This window comes from Streptomyces sp. NPDC020965 (assembly GCF_044333555.1).
In the GTDB taxonomy this organism is placed as follows: domain Bacteria; phylum Actinomycetota; class Actinomycetes; order Streptomycetales; family Streptomycetaceae; genus Streptomyces.
In genome coordinates this window covers 51,343-72,914 of the sequence record NZ_JBIRRE010000013.1, presented here as the reverse complement: position 1 = coordinate 72,914, position 21,572 = coordinate 51,343, and the positions used below count along the sequence as shown (strand labels likewise).

General features: G+C 67.6%; 15 protein-coding genes. 8 read left to right on the top strand and 7 right to left on the bottom strand.

The genetic code is table 11. From position 1 onward, the window contains the following. Positions 1-122: 122 nt before the first annotated feature. Complete coding sequence (locus ACH4S7_RS31585; protein ID WP_398524783.1) at positions 123-797, bottom strand: hypothetical protein; 675 nt, start codon at positions 795-797, stop codon at positions 123-125. A gap of 2,374 nt (positions 798-3,171) precedes the next feature. On the opposite strand from ACH4S7_RS31585, the gene ACH4S7_RS31580 reads away from it, so the two are divergent. Together ACH4S7_RS31580 and ACH4S7_RS31575 are read left to right on the top strand one after the other, a co-directional pair. Beyond that, positions 3,172-3,570 (top strand): CU044_2847 family protein, encoded by a 399-nt coding sequence (locus ACH4S7_RS31580; protein ID WP_398524782.1) that lies wholly within the window; start codon positions 3,172-3,174, stop codon positions 3,568-3,570. Positions 3,571-3,653: 83 nt separating this feature from the next. Further along, positions 3,654-7,466, top strand: a complete 3,813-nt coding sequence (locus tag ACH4S7_RS31575; protein ID WP_398524781.1) for an NB-ARC domain-containing protein — start codon at positions 3,654-3,656, stop codon at positions 7,464-7,466. Positions 7,467-7,718: 252 nt separating this feature from the next. On the opposite strand, the gene ACH4S7_RS31570 is transcribed toward ACH4S7_RS31575, so the two are convergent. The 6 genes from ACH4S7_RS31570 to ACH4S7_RS31545 form a co-directional block, all read right to left on the bottom strand. After that, on the bottom strand, positions 7,719-8,276 hold the full coding sequence (locus ACH4S7_RS31570) for an SUKH-4 family immunity protein (RefSeq protein ID WP_398524780.1): 558 nt from the start codon (positions 8,274-8,276) through the stop codon (positions 7,719-7,721). 15 nt (positions 8,277-8,291) lie between these two features. Continuing rightward, the gene (locus tag ACH4S7_RS31565) at positions 8,292-9,827 is read right to left on the bottom strand and encodes a nucleic acid/nucleotide deaminase domain-containing protein (RefSeq protein ID WP_398524779.1); all 1,536 of its coding nucleotides are present in this window, start codon (positions 9,825-9,827) and stop codon (positions 8,292-8,294) included. 105 nt (positions 9,828-9,932) lie between these two features. Beyond that, positions 9,933-11,612, bottom strand: a complete 1,680-nt coding sequence (locus ACH4S7_RS31560) for a hypothetical protein (protein WP_398524778.1) — start codon at positions 11,610-11,612, stop codon at positions 9,933-9,935. Continuing rightward, positions 11,612-12,499 carry a nucleic acid/nucleotide deaminase domain-containing protein gene (locus ACH4S7_RS31555; protein ID WP_398524777.1) on the bottom strand — a complete coding sequence of 296 codons (888 nt, stop codon included), beginning with the start codon at positions 12,497-12,499 and terminating at the stop codon, positions 11,612-11,614. Before ACH4S7_RS31555 ends, ACH4S7_RS31560 begins: the two co-directional genes overlap by 1 nt. 119 nt (positions 12,500-12,618) lie before the next feature. Continuing rightward, the gene (locus ACH4S7_RS31550) at positions 12,619-13,149 is read right to left on the bottom strand and encodes a hypothetical protein (protein WP_398524776.1); all 531 of its coding nucleotides are present in this window, start codon (positions 13,147-13,149) and stop codon (positions 12,619-12,621) included. Positions 13,150-13,240: 91 nt separating this feature from the next. Beyond that, the gene (locus ACH4S7_RS31545) at positions 13,241-14,341 is read right to left on the bottom strand and encodes a hypothetical protein (RefSeq protein ID WP_398524775.1); all 1,101 of its coding nucleotides are present in this window, start codon (positions 14,339-14,341) and stop codon (positions 13,241-13,243) included. A gap of 181 nt (positions 14,342-14,522) precedes the next feature. Between ACH4S7_RS31545 and ACH4S7_RS31540 the strand changes: the two genes are divergently transcribed. The 6 genes from ACH4S7_RS31540 to ACH4S7_RS31515 all read left to right on the top strand — a co-directional run bounded on the left by ACH4S7_RS31540 (position 14,523) and on the right by ACH4S7_RS31515 (position 21,558). Then, on the top strand, positions 14,523-14,786 hold the full coding sequence (locus ACH4S7_RS31540; RefSeq protein WP_398524774.1) for a helix-turn-helix transcriptional regulator: 264 nt from the start codon (positions 14,523-14,525) through the stop codon (positions 14,784-14,786). Between the two features lie 159 nt (positions 14,787-14,945). Further along, the gene (locus ACH4S7_RS31535) at positions 14,946-15,803 is read left to right on the top strand and encodes a DUF6083 domain-containing protein (protein WP_398524773.1); all 858 of its coding nucleotides are present in this window, start codon (positions 14,946-14,948) and stop codon (positions 15,801-15,803) included. A 133-nt stretch (positions 15,804-15,936) separates the two neighbouring features. Then, positions 15,937-17,421, top strand: coding sequence for a UvrD-helicase domain-containing protein (locus tag ACH4S7_RS31530; RefSeq protein WP_398524891.1), 1,485 nt, complete (start codon positions 15,937-15,939; stop codon positions 17,419-17,421). A 1,695-nt stretch (positions 17,422-19,116) separates the two neighbouring features. After that, the gene (locus ACH4S7_RS31525) at positions 19,117-20,040 is read left to right on the top strand and encodes a helix-turn-helix domain-containing protein (protein WP_398524772.1); all 924 of its coding nucleotides are present in this window, start codon (positions 19,117-19,119) and stop codon (positions 20,038-20,040) included. 43 nt (positions 20,041-20,083) lie between these two features. Then, positions 20,084-20,569: a hypothetical protein gene (locus ACH4S7_RS31520; RefSeq protein ID WP_398524771.1), complete on the top strand. Its 486-nt coding sequence runs from the start codon at positions 20,084-20,086 to the stop codon at positions 20,567-20,569. Between the two features lie 170 nt (positions 20,570-20,739). Then, positions 20,740-21,558, top strand: a complete 819-nt coding sequence (locus ACH4S7_RS31515) for an SAM-dependent methyltransferase (RefSeq protein WP_398524770.1) — start codon at positions 20,740-20,742, stop codon at positions 21,556-21,558. Positions 21,559-21,572 lie beyond the last annotated feature (14 nt).

Sequence of the window (21,572 nt, the reverse complement as noted above, 5' to 3'; positions counted from 1 at the left end):
CCCATGGGCAGCCCTTCATCTCAAGCGCTCTCCAGCCCGCACACGTCTTATCAGACGCGAGGACGACGGCACCAGCCGTAGCAGTGAACTGCTCCGTGGCCATCGAACCCGTCTACCCCCCTCTACGTGTCCAGCAGCCCCAGCAGCGACTCGGATTGCGGGATACCTCCCACAACGCTTCGGCTACCGCTACGCGCTGCAGGACGCAGTGAAAGGTTCTCCTTGGCCCGGGTCTTGGCATAGGCGCATGCGCCAGCGAGGAGGATGTGGCTGCTCGCTGGCGCACTCGGCCGACAGGTCAGGCTCGGTGACCATGTGAACGTGGCCCGCTCATCCCAGGGTCTGACCCCGACGGAGCATCGACTTCGAGCGAGGCATCCAGAACGCAGACATGGGTGGGTGACGCCTCGCTCGGCCAGATCGGTTGCCTCCTGGCGGAGGTCTTGCCGGAGCCCGTCCAAACTAAGGCGGGCTGACTGCGCCCGTCGGCTGTCCCCGGTGTCCCAGGCGCTGCCGCCGAAATGGACGATCACATACACACCCGTTGTCCCGTGGGGGCCCTGCAGGTAGCGAAGGCCGAACTGGTCCCGGACGGCAGTGACGACCTGTCTGTGCCAACTGCACTTCACCTCGCCGGGCACGGACAGCGCCTGGGCACCGGTGGTGTGCGCGACGGCCAGCAGGCCGGGGATATCGCCGTCGGTTTCCGCCAGCCGCAGGTTGATCTCGACCTCCCGCAAGACGGCCGCCCGGTCTCTCAGCCGTCGCTTCAGCTCACGGGCCAGCCAGCTCGACACCTCGCGCTCTTCGGCAGCCGCTCCTGCATCCCGGGCCCTCCCACGATCTTGTGGCATGCCGACCTGCCGACGGATCGTAGGCTGGGGCAAGCTGCGGGCGCAGCCGAACCAGGCATCCCGCCGGAACCGGACCCACCCAATGATCTACACCAAGGTCATTGGCCGCCGACCGGCGCGAGTACCCCACTCGTCATTCACACCAGACCCGCGACCTGTGAATTCGCGATCTACACCGCTCGTTGGTGATCAAGATCAGTCATACGCCCATGCTGACGCCTTACTTCGTACCACTCCACCCCACCTGTCCAACTACAGCGAAGCTGAGACGGAAATTGATCACTCAAGCAGTGGATGAACAAAGGCCACGGAATGAGTGACCTCTCCACTCTCCGAAACCTCCTCAGATAACACGAACCTACTGTGCATACCGCTGTCCACTGCCGACGAAGAAGGGGAGTCTTCCACTCTTGACACTCGATCGAATCCAGGGGCCTTCTGGGTAGCGATTTCATCAATCATCGCGCCGAGGTCCAAGGAGGGAGCACTGTCGACCCAGGTCTCGGTCCACCCTCCTTGAGGGAAGTCTCTCGGATCTCCAGAGCGTAAATGCTGGCGCATCGACTCCAATACACAATCCTCGACAGTGCGAGCAGCCTCCCGATTCGGAACGAGGCGCCGATCAATCAGGACACCGCCCCGAGAGATGTGGGCAGCGATGCGGTCATACACCCTCGGCTCGCTATGCGTGATTCCGACCTTGATCAGCCCAAGGGGTAGAAAGTGGATCAGATATATCCAGTGAGGGAGATCCGGGTCGATCCCCTCTGCGCACCGCAAGCAAGGAGGGGTGCCAGCAGCGAGCGCACAGATGGAGACCTTCCTGCTCGCACCACAGTCGGGCTCAGAACAGTGCGCAGAGACTGGATCCGATAGCTTCGCATACCCGTCGTGCTCTCGAATCAATCCGAACTTTCCATAGAACTCGTTTTGCCAACCGGCGAGCTTCGACGTAAAGCATGCATGGCAATGCGTCCATGGCTTACTCGCACTCGAAAGTATGTGAACGGCGTTGAAGGTGTTCGGGGCGGCACAGAGTACGCACGCGACATCGATCGACTCCCAAACTTCCTCGATACGGCTGAACATTTGCCTCTCGGGAAGCGTCCTCCCAGACCCATCCACCATCTCAAAACCTGCTTCGCGGACCATTCGCGCCACGTCGCTCTGATCCATCAGCCAGTGCTCTGGGTCCCGCGCCAGACCGTCCTCATACATGCGGCGACCGACGCACCAGTTGCAGAGTTCAATACTTCGCGACTGGATCTCCTTGTACGGAATCGCCCCGGGCCTGCCACAGGTCTGGCACCGGTAGTTCCTCGGGGCCCCAGCAGATACAAACGTCCCCTCCGGATCTACCTTGAGTGCACGGTAGATCGCATCGATACACTCAACACAGCGTCCTGGCTTGCCTTTGCGATTGGCACTCTCATTCTCGCCACACCTGGAACAGGCTCGGACTGCCATGGGGCCCCCTTCAGCACGATTGCCTCTACGAGGCTACGGGCGGGCACTGACAACGGGCCGGGGTAGCCATCCTCACCTCTCAGCGATCCCTGCACCGCGCGCGTCAGCTCACAGGGGGCATCGCGGACGGATGACCTTGTCGGTGGACTACCGTCCCGGACCTACCCGAGTCTCCCGACGCTACGCACACCAGGCCATCTGACGTGCTTTTCATGATGCACAGGGCCCAAAGAAGTGTCCGCCTGGGTTGCGGCAGTGAGCTGATGCCGCGTATCGGGCCGCCAACGTGAAGCGGCAATCTGGCAGATGGCCAGGGACCTGGACGTACACCACGAGGTCCTGTGCAACTGGTCCCCCCGAGGGCTCTTCGAGGCCGCGTGTTCGGCTCCACGCGATCTTGTTGAGGCATCCAGGGTCAGGCGCCCCATGCTCGTGAGTTCACCACGACACGCTCGGTATCGCCCGGATGTTCAACTTTGCCGTTGCCGGAGAGTTCAGTGGTGGGTCGTACGGCGGCCAGCCTTGCCCGAGGCAATCCGGAGATCATTTACGAGACAACCCTCAGGTCCCGTACTTGGCGGCGCCCGCTGTGGGCTCTGCGCCGTTGACGTGCCCGCACACCACCAGATGGGCCTTGTTGACAGCCCGATTTGTATCGGGTGGCGGGCTCGGCTCCTCCGGCCGTCGTCTCACTCGGCGGTGGCCCCTCCAGTCGATGAGCGCGAGCACGTTCGGCGGCGCGTTGCGGTGTCGGTGCCCGCGGTGCGCCGCGGACGCAGGTCGGTGGAGACTACCCGCGGCTGGCACTGATCGCCTTCCGGGGGGCGTTCCCTTGTGACAGGGTGTATGTATGACAACTCGACTTCTTCCGCTGCGTGTTGGTGAGGTGGACCTCATCGTCGAGGCGGTCCAGGTCGCTGGTTCGGAGCCGACGTCGCGCCTGCGGAACGCGAGCGGCCGGGTCGTGGACGCTTTCGATCACGCCCGGGACGCGATCGTCGAGATCGCCTCGGTCACGGGAGAGGCGATCGGCCGGCTGACCGAGCAGGCGACGCGGCCCGAGCAGGTGGAGGTGGAGTTCGGGTTGAAGTTCTCCACCCAGGGCAACGTTCTCGTCGCCGGCGCTTCAGGTGAGGCGTCCCTGGTCATCCGGCTCACCTATCCCGGGCTCCGGGACGCACAGCACGGTCCTCGAACCGACGACGCCGATCAGCCGAACGGCACTGGACAGCCGAACGGTACCGGCTGACCGAGCCGGGACACGGGCGCACTGATCCAAACGAACGAGGCATCCCCAGGGCACCCCGACTGGCGCGGGTCAGCCCCGGGGGCATGACAACTACGCGGCTGGGCACGGGGGCAGCGGTGGGCGCGGTGTGGGACGACAGAGTCGCAGGCTTCCTCGGCCGGGTCCTCGACGTGGACGGAGCACCTGTGGGCACCTGCTTCCAGGTGTCGCCCGGCGTCCTGGTGACCGCGGCCCACGTCCTCGCTGACGTCGGCTGTGACGGGACGGGCGCGCTGCTGGAGATCGACGCGCTGAACGGAACAGCCGGGGCGGCGCCCGCGGAGGTCGTGGCGATCGACGCGTCCCGCGACCTTGCCGTGGTGCGCCGGGCGCTGCCGCTGGAGGAATCCGTCCCCGTCTCCACCCGCCCGGTGGACACCAACGCCGACGTCGTGGTGACCGGCGTCTGCGAAGTGGACGACCCCGGGCACGGATACCAGTTCCTGGACGCCGCCGGGACGTGGCAGGGGGCCGCCCTCCGCGACGACGAGGTCAAGCTGTGGCGCATCACATCCTCCGGCGTCGTGCGGGGAATGAGCGGCGCACCCGTGCTGCGCCTGACGGACCGCACGGCGGTCGGCGTTGTATCGGCGCGGTACAACAGCTCGGACGGCTGGCTCCGCGACTCGGTCTGGGTGGCCCGAACCGACGATCTGGCCGCGCTGCTGGTCACCGTCCCCGGGCTCGACGTACGCCGCCGGCTGGTCCTGGCCGACGAGGTGGGAACGGTGCTCTCCGTGCGCACTGTCGGCACCACCTTGGTCCACGGGCCCTTGGGAACACTGGCAACCAGGGTCGCGCCGGACGGTGCCCCCGCTCCAGGGCGCAGTCCGAATGAAGGTGTCGGTGGCTTACATGAAGCCGCGTTGGAGGCCGAACGCACCCTGACGGCACTCGACGACGCCTACCGCGGGATCGGCGGGGCCGGGGACGCGGCGCAGTGGCTGCTCTCCAGGGCAGCCGGCCACGGGAACCACGACAACGAGACCGTACGGGACGTGAACCGCCGCACCCGGCTGCGCGGCCTCGACCCCCGGGTGCTGCTGCTGGCCCACCCTGAACATGAAGAGGCCCTCCGGCGCTGGGCCGCTCCGCTCGATTCCCCCTTCCCGCCCCCCGATCCGCAGCCGGATAGCGCTGGACCGTGCATCCCGGGTACCGACCGGTCCGATCCCGTAACCCTCCTGACCTCCCTGCGGCGCGTCCTGGTGGACGAGTTGTCGGAGGAGCTGTTCGCCGAGCTGTCCGCAGCGTGCCGGCGACACCTCCGGGCGGCGTTGACCGGCGGGCGGGAACCCTACCTCGATACCTTCCTCACCACCCTGACCGCGCGCCTGCCGAAGCTGCGCACCGGCTCCAGCCGGGGTGTGCTGGCCCGGAGAACAGGAGGTCCCGGCGAACCACCGCCGACCGCAGGGATCGGATCCGCCGCTGGTGCCGATGTGCGAGCGGAGACGCGCCGCATTCGGCTGGTGTCAGTCGCGGCCCAGATGTGCCGGCTCCCCGACCCCGACCCCGTCGTCACCGGCCGTTCGACCCTCGTGGCGAACGTCGTCCGCGCGATCCGCACGGCGATCTCCGACGACCGCGGGGCAACGGCGTTCCTGTCGGGGCAGCCCGGCGTCGGCACCTCCACCGTGGCTGTGGCGGCCGCCCGTGAACTCGCGCCGCACTTTCCCGACGGCGTCTTCTACGTCAATCTGTACGGCCTGGTCCCCGAGGCCCGCAGGCCCGCCCGCACCGCACAGCGCATGGTGGCGGAAGCTCTGGACCTGGACATCGGGACGGACTCCCGGGACGACGGGGCTCTCTTCGCCGCCTTCGCGGCCGGGCTGGAGGGCCGCCGAGTGCTGCTGGTGCTCGACGACGCCCTGGACGCGGCCCACGTCGCTCCGCTGGCGAAGGCCACGGCACGCTGTGCGGTCATCGTGACCTCCCGCGACCGCGTCCAGGGCTACGCCGACCACCCGCTGGTCTTCCGGGTGGAACCGCTGACACGCGCGGCCTCGGTCCAGGTGCTCGCCTCCCTGGACCCGCAGCGCCATCATGACCCGGCTCGTCTGCGTGAAATCGCCGAACTGTGCGCGGACGTACCGCTGGCCCTGCGCATGATCGGTGCCCGAATGGGGAGCCGTCCCGACCTCCCGCTGGACTACCTCCTGCAACTCCTGCGACAGGAGTCCACCCGGCTCGACTACCTTGACTCCGGGGACCGGGCCGTACGCACCGCGATCAGACTCAGCTACGACAACCTGGACACGGACTCACAACAGGCCTTCCGACTGGTTGCCGCAGTGCCCGGGGCGGTGACGACCGGCGAGGAACTGGACGCATGCCTGGCCGTCCCGCTGCGACGACAGGAGCTGTACCTGAACCGACTCGTCGACCGCAGCCTCGCCCAGCACGCCACCTTCGTCCGCTCGGCCACCGGAGTCATGCTGGCCACCTTCACGCTCTTCGACCTCGTGCTGCTGTTTGCCAAGGAGCGCCTCGAACAGGAGGAACCGGTCGAGGTGGTGCACGATGTCCAGTCCCGCGTCATCGCCCGTCTGCGCGACCAATTGGCCGGAGCCGCCCAGGGAGTGTCGGAAGCCGAGCTGTCCGGCGTCCTTGACCCCGCTCGCTTCCACGCGGCCGAACGCCTGGCGGAGGAGCGCGGTTGGTTTGACGAGGCCGCCGAGCTGGCGCTGGGCCTGTCCAGCCTGTACTCGGCGCGCGGTGAACTCGACGCCGTCGTGGCGGCCAATGACGTCCGCATCGGCCTCCACCTGCGTCTGGGTCGCCCCGCCGAGGCAGTCCAGACATGTTTGGAAAACGTGACGGCCCTACGTGACGCCTTTGAGGACCGCGCCCTGGAGTCCGCCATCAGGGCGCAACGCATAGCTGCTGAGCACGGCTTGAAGGGCTGCGCCGCCGAGGTCGACTTCACCGTCTCCCTGCTTCTGTGGAAATGCGGGGACCTGCCCGGAGCACTCGCCGCCGGCCGCCGTTCCGTCGCGTCCCTCGTCGCACTGGGGCACCAGGCGACCGCGGTCCCGGTAGCCATCAACAATTGCAAGCTGGCACTCCGGGGCACCGACATGGATGAGGCTCGCAGCTTGGGGGAGCAGGCCGGAGAGCTCGCCGAAAGCCACGGCACTGCCCCTATGCGGGCCTCGGCCCTGTTCGAGAGACAGCGCGCGGAAGTCTGGGCGGGCAACCATCGCGAGGCGGTCGACCTGGCACGGCGCGCGCAGGCCCAGTACGCGTCCCTGCGCGAGTGGTGGAACGCCGCCGTCATATGCGAGAGCGGCGCCCGTGCGGCTCAAGCGCTCGACGACCTGGAGATGGCACTGGAGTTCAGTGTCCTGGCCGTTGACCACTGGACGCATGACGACGAACTCTCACGCCTGCTGATCGCACTGATCGACCTGAGCGCGCTCGAAATGGCCCTCGACCGCGTCGAAAGCGCCAGTCAAACCCTGACCCGCGCGCTCCGCGCCCTCGACGAGGCCCACGGCGTGACCGTGCCGCCCGCGCTTGGGTCGGAGCTACGGGTCCGCAAAATGGCCCTGAACGTGCTCTTCAACACGGATTCCGCCGGCGCGTCCGACGGCGCCCGGCTGCTGGACCTGTATTCGGACGCCACTCTGGACGAGGGCGTACACCCGGACGTTGCACGCGTACACCAGGCCCTGCACCGCTACCGTACCTTTGGCACGGGCCGGCGTAAGGCGATGGAAACGGCCCACGCGCTCCTCGTTACCGCCACCCGCTACCTGCCCGAAGGCCAACCGATGTGGCTGCATGAGGAACTGGGCAGTGAACCGATGGAACGACCGTCTCTGAACGCCGGAAGTCGGATGTCGCTAGAGTAAAGGGCGTTTCCTCCCAGCAACTTCGCTCCCGAGGCGCTTTCTCCCCAGGAGACCTTACCGACGAGCAGGCACAGCACCGCTTCGTCGAACTCGCCAACGGTCACCTGCAGTCCGTCGACGCACTGCGCCATGCAGAGGAGACGCCCCGGGCCGTGTCCGCCGCGATGTCGTCCACCGATCCGACCACGTCGAGGAACGCTCTTGCGGATCAACCGCCGGCTGCGGATCCGACGGGGGCGGCAGGTTGTGGATTTACCACATTTCCTCCAGTACTTCTTCGAGGATGCGGTTCCATTCTGATTCTGGGTCATTCAGTGGGGTGGGGTCGACGGAGTTGACTGCCTCCTGGAAGGTGTCGACCAGGGTTTCGACATCGGCCGCATCGGGGTAGGCGGCTTTGTACGCGTCTTCGAGCTTTCGGAACTCGGTCAGGCAGTGGACGAGTGATGCGGTGTCCCGGTGTGCGCGTTGGTAATCGCGTGCGCTCTCCTGGAAGATGTACACCGCTCCGGAGGAGGGGTCCAGGGTGACGAGGGCTGCGGGCAGGTATCCGAGCACGTGCCATGTGCGCGACTCCTGCGGGCAGTAGCGGTTGTCGAGGTCGAAGAGGGGCCCCAGTTCGTAGGGGTCCCGTCCTGATCCTGTCACCCCGGCGCGCGAGGTGAAGACCCTGTCGTTCGGCAGTCCCACTGTCCCGAGGAATTGGGCGGTGGCGGAATCCATGCTGCTGTGGGCCTGGATGGGGTAGATCACTACGCCATCAATTCCGTAAAGCTCGGTCAGGTGGGCATGCGTCACCGGGTAGTTCATGCTTCTCATCCTACTCTAGCTCTTACCGTGGGCCTTTTTGAGGTCATTCATGTATTGCTTGTGTTCCTTGCCCTTCTCAGTGCTGAACTGGTCGTAGTTCGCGGCGTGGGTCACCTTGAGGTCTGGATTGGCCGACTTGAAGTAGTGGTCCAGCCATCTGTTGCATTGCGGGTTCTTCTGGCAGGGTTCTCGTTCCGTGAACATTTCTTTGAGGCCGGATGCGTTGCCCGTGTGGAGCAGAGGGTGGCCGATCGCCTTCTCGGAGTGGAATCCGCCATCGCTGCGTCCGACGAGGATCGACTCCCGCCCGTTCTTTGGATCGACGTATTTTCCTGCGGCGTAGTTCTTTCCGCCGTAGTAGTCGTGCGCTTTGCGGGCCAGTTGGGTGGCTTGGGCGAGCTCGCTGCTATTGGGGTCGATCTTCTTTGACGTTACGGTTCCGGTGTGGTCGCCCGGAGTGTTCCATTTGCGCTTCTCTGAATCATTGACGGGTCTCCATACCTTGCCGTCGGTGGAGATGTTGGCAAGGTTGAGTTTGTCCGTCTCGTCGAGGCCCTTCCGTTCGATGGTTCCGGTGGGCAGGACTCGGTCCACGGTGCCGTCGGCGTTGAGGAGGTAGGTGCGGACCTCGTTGTCGCCGTGATCTCGGCAGTTCTCGAACTCGCGCTTGCGTCGGTCTTCGTGGTCCTTGTGACTTCCCTTGCTCGCGTCGATCTTGCCGCCGTGGTCCTTGAGCGTCTTGACCATGTCGTCGGACTTCTTCTCGACCGCGTCCTCGGCCTTGTCCATGACGGTGGCGAGTTTGTGGAAGCGGCTGTCCTTGCGGACAGATGTCTTGCGCTGGGAGCCGCCGCCGGTGAAGTCGCCCTTCTTCTTGTCGAAGTTGGTGGCGGTCTTCTGGTAGTCCCCTGCCGCGCGTTCGAACTCGTCGAACTCGATGACCAGGTCCTGGGCCGTGCCCGCGCTACCTGAGGCCATGACGTCGTAGGTGCCGCTGCCGGGCTGGTTCGAGAAGAGTTTGTCGAGCTCTGAGAGGATCTTGCTCTCGATCTTGTCGGTGACGATCGAGGTGATCCGGTCGATGGCCAGGTCGATGGCCTCCTGGATGATCAGCCGTGCGGCAGCGATGACTCCGGCCGACACCAGGCCGCTGAGTCCCGCGGTGAAGAACATGCCCACGACGCCGGCGGTCGCAGTCGCGGCGGTGGCGGTGAGCTTGGCGATGATCGCGGTCTTGCAGCCGGCGATGAGCCCAGCACAGTCGTCGAGCGCGTCGGCCAGGTCGTCGCACCCCTTCGCGAACGTCCCCAGGTCCCGCGTGGTGAGCCCGCCCCAGCGGCGGTCGATGGCCTGGACCGTGTCACCCTTGCTCTTGCCCGCGATGATGTGCGAGCAGGCGTTGTTGCCCTCCTTGACCGCGTCCCGGATGCCCTCGGACAGATTCCTGTAGTCCTTGGCCGAGGCCTTGACCTCGTCCTCGTCGATCTGCGGCCAGTCGATGCCGATGAGGTCCAGGACCTCAACCAGGTCGTCGGGCAGCCGTATCCCCAATGTGTCCCCCCGTCATGGACCAACGGTCCAGCCTCCGACGAGCACTGAATGATCGTCAACTCCGTCTGGGTGAGGAGGCTGTGAAATCAGACAGTCCCGGATGCTTCAGGAGGTCGCGGAGTCACCGCGTGGTGTGCCGTGCTGGGGAGTGAGGCAGATCAGGGCCTCGTCCGTTCCGATCAGAACGCGTTCGTCGCCGATGAGGGTGACCGCTCGGACGGGCGAGCCCGAGCGGAACGTGTGGAGGGTGCCGTCGTCAAGACCGTGGAGGGACACCACGCCGTCGTCCCAGGCCACTGCCAGCTCCGGCCCGCGCGCTGTGTCGGCCGCGTCGAGGGACACCACGGAACGGGAGCGCTGGACAACGGGTGTGCTCTGGGGCGCGTGGCCGGGTGCCCAGGCTCGGACAGTGCCGTCCGCTCCGCCGCTGTAGAGGAGCGGCAGCGCCGCGTCATGGTCCAACTGCAGGCGGAACGCGGTGAGGGCCGTCACCTGCCCGTGGTGCAGATCCGCTTTCCCGTGCACGTCACCGAAGACCCGCACCGTGCCCTGAGCGTCGCCGATCGCCACGATATCGGTGCCGCGCTCTGCCGTTCCCCAGGCGAGAGACGTACCTGTCTGCCCCCGCAGCATCGTCACGAGACGGCTGCCGCCGGTGGGTCTGGCGTCGAGGACTGTCTCGATGGCGGATTTGGCGGGCCGGGCGGCCCAGGTCGTGTCCGCGTGAACACGGCCGTTGCGGTCGAGCAGCAGTACCGTGCCGTCTTCCATCACCGACATCGCCGCCGGCCGTCCCTGTTCCCAGGGCCAGCGTCCCCGTGCGGTGGCGTCGGCCACGTGAACCGTCCGTGCGGTGCCGTCGTGGCCGGCCACGATGAGAGAGCCCGACAGCGGCCCCCGCCCCAGGGCCAGTCCGGTCACCGGTCCGGGCCAGGGCGGGGTCAGGTCACCGCGGACTCGGCTCCACTCCATACGCCATGGCGCCTGGGAGGCCAGGTCCGACAGGACGGGCGCCAGCCGGGGGTCCGCGTGGTCTCCCAGGGCGGTCAGGAGGAGCAGAGCCCGCGAGGCTGGTGACGACTCCCCGCCCAGTGCCTGCCCGGCCCGCAGCCACGCGTCACGGAGCCCTCCGTGACCGTGCTCGCGCTCCTGTTCGTAGGCGACGGTGACGGTCCACGGGTCGGCCTCGCAGACGGCCCTCGGGTCCGAGAGATCCACGACCGCGACGTCGGCGGACGACGTGATCGCGTCACTGCTGTCGGGCCGGGCTGCCCGCCACTGCTCGTACCGTGCCCGGTCGGTCGACCACGCACGGTCCAGGTCCAGTTCCGCGCACCCGGTTGCTGCCAGAAGGCGATGAACGGGGCTGTGGGAACGGCACTCGACAATCAGCCGCAGATGCGGCAACCGGACCAGGGCGAGCGCTAACTCGGCGATGTCCTCGCCGGGAAGACCGGGCAGGACGATCACAGTGCGGCGCGGGTCGTTCCCCAGCGCCGCCACGAGCTCTCCGGGCGCCCGCGCCACCACCCCGAGCTGGTCGGCGAGGGACCACACAGTGCCGCGCAGACTGTCCTCCGCGAAGGGAACGACCGCGTGGACGGCGCGTTCGGTCGCGGCCCCGTGCCGGCTGCCGTGCTGGACGAGCCAGGCGAGCAGGGTCGACTTTCCGCACCCTGTCGACCCGGAGACCAGACACAGGCGCGGGGCGTGCGGATCGGCGAGCCAGCCCAGCAGCGCCGCGGCAGCCGGTTCCCGGCCGGCGGCGGGGCGATCCCAGCGCATCAGTGATTCCTCGCCTGCTCGGCGGCGTGGATGATCAACTGCTTCAATCCCTCCTCACGGGAGGCGGCCGTGTCCCCGTAGTCGAAGCTGTGGGTGAACTCCGCCTGCGGGAAGGCCTTCTGCATCCACACCGCGCAGTAGTGGCCCGGCATGAGACACGGCTGAAGCTCACTGTAGACACGGCGCACCTGGGCCGGGTCCACGCCGGCGCCGGACAAACGGGTCCAGATGATCTCCTCCGGATGTCCCAGTCCCGGCCCGGTGGCTTCCGTGACCACCTGCCGGGTGCCGATACCGTCGACGTACTCAAATGCCGCGGAGAAGGGGAAGTTCAGGGTGTGTCGCATGTCGTCGAGCACGCGGGGCCACCACGCCTCGCGTTCCTCGAACGCCGCCGGGTCGATCTGCCGCAGCTCCGTATTGAGGGTCCGGAAGGCGTCGGCCGCTTCCGCCAGCCCTGACGAGGCCGCGATCACGGGCTGGGCCCGGTCCAGGGCCAGCAGGGACGCGTTGAGCGTCGAGACATCTGTGCTGACGAACATGTCGTCCACCATGTCCGCGAGCACCACGGCCTGAACCGCGCCGTCGGGACGCACACAGAGGTCAGCCAGGCCATCCGATCCGATCCGCGGCCAGGACTGCAGCGCGGCCGGCGGTGCGGGCCGGGACGACCGCGCGGCGGCGACGCCCAGCGCGATCGGTTCATCCGGTCCGGGGCTGCGGAAATAGGGAGCCACGGTGCGAGGGACCCCTGTTGTCTCCAACAACGTCCTGGCTGTCACCGGAAGAAGAGAGCCCAGGATATGGCCCGGTTCGAACCGTCGCAGCCCGTCCGGGCCGAAGTGGGCAGCCACCAGGTCAGTGCGATCCGGAGTGGGGGACGACATTGCTACCTCACCAAGAAGGCCGGTTGACGGGACTTCTCTGACCCTAGCTTTCCTATCCGTAAACCCGCGAAGCCCAACGCGACTGATCATCTTCAATACGTCGGTCGCCGTGTTGAGGACTACCTCGGCGAAGTCCCCGCCGGTCCCACTGTCCCACCGCGGACACCTGGCTGTCCCACGTTCCACAGCCCCGCAAGGCCGAATGGGACCGAAACCCTGGTGTTAGCCCGGAATCTGTCGACCGCCACCGACCAGACCTGTTCCTCGGCAGGCTCGGCCCACTCCAATTCCGACTCTTGATCCTCGCCGTCTTCAGAACGCTCCCTGCTTGCAAGCCCGGCGAACGCGGCCTGCTCGGCGGCACGGTCGGCGGCTGGAGCTCCGAGAAGCAGCGCGACCCCCTGGCGAAGGAGCAGCCCACCTCCTTCCAACACGGCGAGAGCCCGGCCAATCCGGTGCCAGCTGATCCCTGCCTTCGCAGCCGCCTCCACCGCCGGACACGACACCTCATGAACCGCCATCACCAGCCGCTCGACCGCCGCGAACGCCAACGCCGGATCTTCTGCAACCTGGCGTCGGAACCACTCCAGCAGCACGTCCTCCGCAAGCTGATGCACCGGCGGAAAGTCCCGAGTTGTCTCTACGTCCATGCCCACTCAACGAACCGGGACTCACCGAGCAACGACACCCCACTGTCGAATTCCAACCAGCGAGCATCCACACGAGGCTCAGACACAGGCACTAAGCCTTGCCTGACGAACCCGGCTGGCGCGGCGCGCGGAGGAGGTCAGTGGCCGGTGGGTGGGGAGGTTCCGGCGACATGGATGCTGTGGGACGGGAGGGCTGGCACAGCAGTTCGTTCCCGGACGGGTCGTAGGACCACTGGGCGATCGTCGCGGTCGCCGTGAGCCGGTCGAGCAGCGGGCCGAGCGCGGAGGGCGCGATGCCGCAGGCGCGGCTGAGGCGCTCTGTCTCGGCGCGGATGTGCGTCTGGCCGGGGGAGTGGTGCGCCGCTACGGCCAGCGCGGTCAGCCGGACCTGGGCCGGGGAGTTCCTCAGCGGCAACTGTGAGGCCGTGCGCTGGGCCCAGTCGGCGGCGCGCACACGGTCGGGACGGCCGGGCGGGTGCGTCATCACGTCGATCAGTTGTGCGGTGAAACAGCGACCGGGAGCGGTGTGCTCGTCCACCCGGTACAGCCAGCGGTGCTCCTCCAGTTCCCGCCAGGGGGCGGGGGAGTGACCGAGACGCATGCCGCGCAGCAGTCCGGCGGGCAGCCGCACCTGCCCGTGGCGGCCGGAGCGCAGCGCGCACTGAAGGGCCAGCAGGCGTGCCTCCGGGCTGATGGTGGGGGGAAGCACGGCCGCGAGGTAACTGAGTGTGTTCTGCACCCGGATCTGCGCGGAAGGGTCCCGTGGACGCCGGGTCCGTGTCCGGCGTCCGGCGGGGGGATCGGCCGGGGCGGCGGTGAGGATGGTGTCGGGGACGGCAGCCGAGTGCGGGGTGGCCGTGGCGCAGCCGGCACAGACGTCGGACAGACGCCAGATGCGGCCGCCGTGCTCGCGCGTCAGGACCAGCAGAACGGGACCGGCGCAGCCGCGGTGGCGGGGATGCCAGCGGCAGCCGCGTTCGTGGCACTGGCAGACCCGCAGGTGGGTGGGGACGATGTCGCGGCGGGCGTGCCGGGCCAGATGAGCCAGAGCCGCGGGCCGGGCCGAGACGGCCGGGAGCGCCTGGCCCTCGGGAGCGCAGCGCGGACAGTGGAGTACCGGGCCGCCCGGTCGGGGGCGTAACTCCACGACCCAGGTCCGGGGCACCGGTGGGGTGATGGTGCACAGCCTCATGGCACGCGCGTTCCTCCCGACGACGGCGCGAAGCCGGTTCTGCCTCCCGCGGACGGGGGAGACGGGGTGATCGCCGACACCGTAGTGCAGACCTCTGCCCTGTCGTTCAGGACGGCCACCTGCGGAAATAGGGCAGAGGTCTGCACTGACAGGGCAGGCCTCTGCACCGTCGGATGGTGGAGTGACGATCTACCCGCCCGACCCGAACCTCACCGCGCTCCGCCTGGAGCTCGGGCGGCTGCGGAGCGTCCGCGGGTGGAGCTACGACGAACTGGCCAGCCGAAGCGGCCTGGCGAGACGCACGCTCATCGAAATCGAGCAGGGCCGCACCATCGGCTCCCTCAAGACCTGGCACGCTCTCGCCCACGCCCTGAACGTCCCGGTCGACCATCTCCTTCTCACTCTCTGCGAAGGACACGAACCCCCCGCCGAACCGGCCAGCTGACCGGACGAAGACCCGCCCCCGCGAACCACCCGATCCGGCGACCAGCCCCACACGCCCGTACGAGCATCCGCCCACACGTTCGTACCAATGGGGCTGTTCGGGCGACACCGGGAGCGAGGCCCCCCAGCACCGGCGCGCCTGCCTGCCACCGTCACCGCCATGTGCACTTCCCCCGCCCCCGGCCACCACCGGGACCGTCCCCCGGCACTCCGCCGCCACCCCCGCACCCTGCAGATCGCCGCCCACAGCCCCAGCCGGCTCCTGCGCACCGCCCAAACCGGCCGCTGCCGCCACTGCGGCAACCCCATCGACTGGTACACCCGCCCCGACCGCCGCCCCATCGGCCTGCACCCACGCGAGCTGACCGCCGCCGCCGTCCCCCCATCCTGCCGCTGGCACGTCTCCTCCGGAGTCGCCCACCCCGCCGCAGACGGCAGCCCCTGGTGCCGAATCCTCCACACCACCCTCTGCCCCGCGAACGAAGCCACCACCGACCTCACCCCCCAGCTCACCGAACTGCGCCGACACCTCGCGACCCGCACCCGCGCACTCCTCGACACCGGAGCCCTCACCCCGCCCAACGACACCCCACCCGCGCCCGATCCGACCTGCAGACCTACCCGGCCCGTACTCCAGATCCTCTACGGCCGCTACCTCGCCGCCCACCCGATCGACGCCATCCAATGCGTCGCCCAAACCCGCCGACGCACCCGCTGCTCCCAGCCGGTTCTCACCCCCGGTACGTCAGCCGGTGTCTGGAAGCTCATGCCGGCCACAGCCGCCCGCGGACAGCTGGCGCTCCCCGCAGCCGACATGGCCGTCTACGACCTCACCCACCTGCCCTACGACGAGCAGAGGCGCTGGCGCACCCAGCGGTGCCCGGCGCACGCGGCCACACCCGGTGCCGCCGACCTCGCCCTGGCGGACTGGGAGTCCTTCGACCCACTGCTGCACCACCGACACATCCACCCCCGCCTCCCCACAACCACCACCCCACGACACCCGTACACCCCCTGACACACTCCCCGCGCCCGTTCCCCCGCGCGAACAAACCGTTCCCCGGCGCGGAACCACCCGGCACTCCCTGCTGGTCCGAACGCGCCGCACCCCTCTACCAGCACCCCCTCCACCTCCTGGGAATACCACCGTGCTGATCCCCACCGACGAACAGACCGCCGCCGTCGACGCCTTCCGCGCCGGCCACCACCTGGCCCTGCAAGCGGGATCCGGCACAGGAAAAACCAGAACCCTCATCCTGCTGGCCTCCTCAACCCCCCGCCGCGGCCGCTACCTCGCCTTCAACAAAGACATCGCCCGCGACGCCGCCACCCGATTCCCATCCACCGTCGCCTGCAAAACCGCCCACGCCCTCGCGTTCGCCACCGTCGGCCACCGCTACGCCCGCCGCCTGAACAGCGCCCGCCAGCCCGGCTGGAAAACCGGCCGAGCCCTCGGCATCACCCAAGGCATCCGCATCGGCGACCGCGCCGTCACACACAAAGCTCTCTCCGACACCGTGCTGCGCACGGTCGCCTGTTACTGCCACTCGGCCGACCGTGCCCTCGACCGCCACCACATCCCGCGCCTCCGCGGCCTCGACACCCCCGCCCTGCACGCCCAGCTGGCCTCCGTGGTGCTGCCGTTCGCCCGCAGGGCCTGGGCCGACATCAGCGATCCCGACGGCGGGGTGGTCCGCTTCGAACACGACCACTACCTCAAGCTCTGGGCCCTCACCGAACCCAGGATCGACGCCGACTTCCTGCTCCTGGACGAGGCCCAGGACACCAACCCCGTCCTCGAACAGGTCTTCACCGCCCAGCGTGACCACGCCCAGCTCGTCATGGTCGGCGACTCGGCCCAGGCCATCTACGGCTGGCGCGGCGCCCGCGACGTCATGACCGGCTTCGACGGCCAGCACCTGTCCCTGTCCCGGTCCTTCCGCTTCGGCCCCCGCCTCGCCGAGGAAGCCAACCGGTGGCTCGAGATCGCACGAGCCCCCATCCGCCTCACCGGAACCACCTCGATCCCGACCGAAATCGCCCCCGTTCACGAACCCGACGCGGTGTTGTGCCGGACCAACGTCGGAGCCGTGACCCAGGTAATGAAGTACCTCGCAGCCGGACATCACGTGTCCTTGGCCGGGGGAGGCGGAAGCCTGCGCACCCTGGCCATCGCCGCCCGCGACCTCACAGCGGGACGCCGACCCTGGCACCCCGAACTCCTCCTCTTCCCCAACTGGGGCGAACTGCAGGACTACGCAGAACACGATCCCGCAGGCGCCGATCTGAAACCATTCGTCGACCTCATCGACCAACACGGCCCCGAAGCACTCCTGCACGCCGTCGACCGGCTCTCCCCGGAAGCCGACGCCGACGTCACGATCTCCACCGCCCACCGGGCCAAGGGGCGAGAGTGGGCCACCGTCCTGATCGCCGGAGACTTCGAACCGCCCAAACCCTCCCGCCAGCAGCCCGGGAACGGCCAATCTTCCGGACCCTGCCCGATCAGCGACAGCGAAGCGCGCCTCGCCTACGTCGCCGTCACCCGTGCCCGCGACCGCCTCGACCTCGGCGGCCTGTCCTGGATCCACGACCACCCCGACGGACATCTCCCCCCGGACCGCGAAGATCAGTAGCGCGGCGGAAACCATCCGCGGCACACACGGGCAACGCACCAGGGCGAAACGCTGATGCCGCAGCCCAGTTGCCGGACCGCGCCGCCGCTGCCTCGAGGCGGACAGCCGGCCCTCACGGCTGGCACGGCCCGGCCCGGCGCTACTGGGCATGTCTCCGCTTCGCGCTGGCGACCGGGGCACACGAGCTGAGCATCCCCGCGTCCACTGATCCCCGATTCGTTTCCGGGTGCCTTGAGCCGAGGGCCGAGGCACCCGCCGTCCGAGGGTGAACCGTTGCACCTTGCGATCGGCGCCGTGGGTGGCTCCGGCCGCCGCGCCACCCGCCCGGTCCCTGCGGCGGTGACGGGTGCGGGTGTCTCTCGTGGCAGCGGCGACGCCGGCAAAGTTCCGGTGATCCGGATGGGGATGGGCGGAGGCCGCCTCTACGCCGTGCTGCCGTAGCCCGGCAATGAGTCCTCATGGCGCTTCCGGCCAGGGGGCAACCGTTCACCCACCGCGCGGCGTCTTTATGTGTCCCGCAGCAGCCCCGCTGCTCCGAGGGAAGTGCAGTCTGCTGAATCATGTTCAATGCAAGGCGCGCACGAGCATGAAGAAACGGTCTACCGGTCACCGGCCTGGGATTTCATCGCCATTTCTACAGGTGCCTGACAAGTGCATTTTTGCATCTGCACGTGCATCTAAGGGGAATGTGGGAGTCCACTTCTGGGTGAATGCCGCCCCCTGGAACGAGGGAGAGGCCCCGGGTGACCGCCTTGACGTCCATGCCCCGTGAACTGCGGTTCCCTTGCAGCCGCTTCATGCCTGGACGGAAATCTCCAAACGCGAACGAATCCTTTTCGCTCAATGCCAGGAAATGATCAGGCCAGATCGCTTCGGTGCCTCGATCTGAACGAATTTGTCAATGATGAATTCGCATGCGTGATCGCCTGAGTTGTTGAATTTTCGCAGGGAAAGAAAGCGGCGACGCGCACCGCGAAGTGTGGTTAACATTTGTGATGTGTGATCCCCGGCTTCTTGCCGGGGCGCGTGCGCAAATGATTCTGGCCCCGGAGTGCCGTCAACACCCGGGGCCAGAGGATCAAGCAATTCCTGAGGAGAACTGATGCTCGACCCTGCGCGCCGGGCGGAAGGCGTACACCTTCCGTCGGCTTCCCGCGAAATTATCATTCCCCCGTCCCCACCTCCCCATACCCAGACTTTCTGTGTCTGGAGTGGCAGGCTGTGCGCCAGCCTGGCCATCGTGGCCGTAGCCATCGCCATGATCCTCACCGGTAGCGAGCAAAAGCTCCCCCAGCCTCTGACCCTGGTGGTCCTGGGTGGACTCGCCGCCCGGTCGACGATGTCCTACCTGCGCGTTCGATCGCGCTGAGCCAGCGGGTGGGGTGCTGCCGGACAGGACGTGTCCCCGGCAGCACCCCACCCCCGACGCCACTCGGCAGGCAACCACGGCGGTAGGCGTTCCTCTGTCCGGGCTGCCCGGATTCCCGCCATTCGGGAGAGAGAAAAGACGTGGGATCATCCAAGCTCAAACCCCAGTACATCCGCTGCAAGTTCTGCAGGAAAAAGGTTCGACAGCACAACGGACCCGGACGACGCAAAACTTACTGCAGCACCCTGTGTCGCGGACGCGCCCAGCGTGAACGAGACCGTGAGGGCCAGCAGAAGCCGCCACGCGCCTGCCCATGGGGACGGGACGTGGCCATCGAACTGCACGCGATCGCGGTGGAACTGGTCGAAGCCGAACTGAACGGCGCGGACCTCCACGCCGTGCTCGCGAAAATCACCCAACTGACCCGTGAAGCGGACTACTACGCCCTCGCCGCCGTCCACGACGCCCGCGCCACAGGACACACCTGGGAAGAGATCGCAGAAGCGGCGGGAGCAGGCACGGACGCGGTCCGGGCCCAGTTCAGCCAGAACAGGACCAAGCGCCTGTTCGCACACCGCGCCCGGCAAGAACGCCCCGGCTGGACCCCCCAGATCGGACGTCGCCGCAAAGGCGCACCCGAGCCGGAAAACAACTCCACCACAAAAACGATGATGCCGACGAAGAAACTCGGCTCCGCCCTGTCGTACCTCCAGCGCATGTCCGACGTACCCGTGGGGGAGGCCGCCCGACTTGCCGACCTCTCACCCTCGTACCTCTCCCGCATCCTCGCCGGGGAACGGCTACCGGCATGGCCCGTGACCCACATGCTCACGACCATCCTCGGCGGCAGCCCCGAAGAGGTCCGCCCCCTGTGGGAAAGCGCCTCCGGCATCCGGCACCCGACCCGCCAGGACGAGGACAACGCCGTACGCCGACTGCACGCCGCGCTGCGCGGTCTGCACCTCGCCGCAGCCCGACCCAACACCGACTCCCTCGCCAAGGGGACGGGCCTGTCCGCCGAACTCCTCGACGCCGTCCTGAAGGGCGACCACGTACCCGACTGGCCGACCACCGCCCTCATCGCCACCCGGCTGACCGCGGACCCCGCCCTCATCAAACCTCTGTGGGAGGCCGTGCACTACGCCTTCCTCGCCTCACGCGAGGTCTTCCCCGCAGGAGGAATCCCCTTCCAGGACCTGGCACCGAACGACCCAGACGATCAGACCGGCCCGCCCCGCCCCCACAGCTGAACCAGGTCCCCCCAATCCGGCAGCACCGGAACAGGAGGCGGCCATGGCCGTCACAACACTGTTGCCCACCTTTGCCCTTCACCTCCTCAGCACACCCACCCACCACCAACGTCCAGCGGCCTCAGCCACCCTCGAAGCCTTCACCCAGTTCCATCACGACCGCTACCTGCGCTACGCGCGTGCCCGTCTGGACGATCCGGCCGCCGCAGCCACCGCGGTCGCCGAGACGTTCACCGATCTCTCCGTCGTCTGGAAGGAGATCCTCAGCAGCCCGAGCCCGGCGGCACTCGCGTGGCGCATTCTGCGCCACGCGGTGGAACGCCGACCCCGCGCAAGTGACGGCGAACCGGCCGGCCCCGCCTTCACCGCCGAACAGGCAGACGCCATGCTCCTCCACGGCCACCTCGACATGCCCGTGGCAGAAGCCGCCGATGTGATGGGCATCGACGACTCACTCCTGCGGGTCCGTCTCGCCTCCGCCCAGCGACTCCTGTGCGCCCGGTCCCGGGAGAGCGGCGCGGCCACGTAGCGTGCCCCTCTCCATGAGGTGCGCGGAGCGCGCATTTTCTCTGCGCCATGCGGACGATTTCCCTCCACTGCGCGTCCCTCAAAAGCGGGATGGCCTCAGAACTGACGCCCCGTCTAAGATGGAGGCTTCCCATATCCGAACGGGTCTGTGACCCGTGCGCAGGGGGGCTGATGGACAGAGGAGAGAAATCCGATTCTCACGCGATCGACATCACCACCGCCAGCGTCGCCCGCATGTACGACTGGCTGCTGGGCGGTATCGAAAACTACGAGGCCGACCGCCAGGCATGCGGTGAACTCCTGAAGATCGCGCCGAGCACCAAGGCGCTGGCACTCAACAACCGAAGCTTCCTGCGCAGGGTCGTGAGGATCCTCGCTCAGGACTACGGGATCCGGCAGTTCATCGACCATGGCTCCGGGCTCCCCACCCAGGACAACGTCCACGAGATCGTCCAGCGCATCGACCCACAGGCACGCGTCGTCTACATCGACAACGACCCCATCGTTCTCGCACACGGGCGCACCGTACTGGAGGAGAACGCCCTCACCACGGTCGTTGACGAGGACATGCGGGACACGGACCAGATCTTCAATCGTCCCGAAGTGCGCCGGCTCATCGACTGTGACCAGCCCATCGCCGCGCTGTTCGTGTCGGTACTGCACTGCATCGACGATGACGAGGCCGCCACCCTGATCCGCCAAGTCGCGAACAAACTGCCCCACGGCAGCTTCATCGTCATCTGCCAACTGGTCAGCGACCATTCGCATGTCCGCGAGGACGCCACCCGCCTCATGCAGGAGGCCACGGGCGGAAAGTGGGGCAGGGTCCGCGAACGCCAGGACGTCGAACGGTACTTCGAGGGCTTGGTGATAGAAGACCCTGGCCTCACAGACGTCACTCACTGGCGGCCCGACAACGAAGTCGTACCCCGCCAGCATGTGGACGACTGGATCGAATGGGGCGGTCTCGGACGCGTGACTAAAACCTGAACATCGGGGCCGCC